Raw genomic sequence first — 1,720 nt, 5'->3', positions numbered from 1 at the left:
GTACCCGCCCACCGCACCGCACTCGGCCCGTACGACGTGGTGATCGCACCGGTCCTGCACGTGGTGCCGCAGACGCTCGCCAAGGAGCGCCGCCCGTCCGGGCTTCGCCGGGGTCGAGATCGCCGCCGTGAACTCCCCGGTCCACACCACGATCTCCGGGGACGCCGACGCGGTCGCCGCAGCCGTCGAGTCCTTCAAGGCCGACGGCGTACGGGCCTCGGTGCTATCGGTGTCGCACGCCTTCCACTCGCACCTGATGGACCCCGCGCTCCCCGCTCTGGCCGAGGCGGTCGCGACCGTCACCTGGCGGCGGCCCGCCGTCCCGATCGTGTCCGCCCTGACCGGCCGGCCGCTGACCCCCGAGGAACTGGCCGACCCTGGCTACTGGACCCGCCACGCCCGCGAGGCCGTGGACTACGTCACCGCGATGACCACGCTGACCGGCGAACTGCGCTGCACCGCACTGCTGGAGATCGGCCCGGACCGCACCCTCACCACGCTGGCCCGGCACACCCTGGGCGCCGACCCCGACGGCCGGGTCGAGGCCGTCCCGACGCTGGACCCCGAGCGCGACGAGGCCGCGACCCTGCTCGCCGCGGCGGCCCGCCTGCACGTGGGCGGCGTCACCGTCGACTGGCCGAAGACACTGCCCGGCGACGGAGGCGCTCCCGTCGACCTGCTGACGTACGCCTTCCAGCGCAGCCGCTACTGGCTGATGCCGACCGCCTCCACCCGGGCCGCGGGCCTGGAGGCCACCGGCCACCCGCTCCTGCCCGCGGTCACCGGCCTGGCCGCCGACGGCGCGCTGCTGTTCACCGGCACCCTGGCCCCGCACGCCATGCCGTGGCTCACTCAGCACGCCGTCAACGGCGAGCGACTGCTGCCCGGCACCGGGCTGCTGGAGCTCGCCCTGTACGCCGCCGGACACACCGACACGCCGCGGCTGGAGGACCTGACCCTGCACGCGGCGTTCCCGATCGCCGAGGACCGGCCGACCACCCTGCAGGTCCACGTCGGGCCGCCGGACACCGACCCGCACACCGGCACCGGGCGCCGCCGCCTCGCGATCTTCTCGCGCGCCGGCGCGGACGGCCCGTGGACCCGGCACGCCGAGGGAATCCTGACCGGCGGCCGGGCCCCCGAGTTCCCCGAGCCCGCCGCGCACGCCTCCGAGAACTGGCCGCCGTCCGACGCGCACCCCCTCGACGTCACGCACGCCTACCGGGAACTGTCCGAGCAGGGCCTCGACTACGGCCCCGCCTTCAGGGGCCTGCGGGCCGCGTGGCGGCGCGAGGACGAGGTGCTCGCCGAGGTCGCCGTACCCGCCGGGGTGGACGTCACCGGCTACGGCCTGCACCCGGCGCTGCTCGACGCCGCCCTGCACGCCTCCGTCCTGCTGGACGCCGCCGCCGAGGACGCCACTTCGGGGAGGCCCGCGATCCCGTTCTCCTGGGGCGCCCCCGCGCTGCACTCCGCCGGCGCCACCTCGCTGCGGGTCCGGGTGCGCCGCACCGGCCCGCACACCTCGGCGATCACCTGCACCGACCCGCTGGGCGCGCCGGTGTTCTCGGTCCAGGCACTGGTGGCCCGGCCCGCGGCGCACGCCGGATCCGGGGTCGGCCCGGGTGCTCTCCGGCCCCTCCGGGGTCGGCAAGAGCACGGTCGTCGCGCATATGCGCAAGGTCCACCCCGAGGTCTGGCTCTCGGTGTCGGCGACGAC

General features: G+C 76.3%; 2 pseudogenes. Both read left to right on the top strand.

Going from position 1 to position 1,720, the window contains the following annotated elements:
- Window positions 1–100 precede the first annotated feature (100 nt).
- A pseudogene (locus ACWD3D_RS36685) lies at window positions 101–1,543 on the top strand (polyketide synthase dehydratase domain-containing protein); the annotation flags it as partial.
- An 82-nt stretch (window positions 1,544–1,625) separates the two neighbouring features.
- Window positions 1,626–1,720 (top strand): annotated as a pseudogene (locus ACWD3D_RS36680) (guanylate kinase); the annotation flags it as partial.

Source organism: Streptomyces sp. NPDC002690 (genome assembly GCF_053592415.1).
The sequence above is the reverse complement of the archived record's forward strand: the minus strand, read 5'-3'. Positions and strand labels throughout refer to the sequence as shown.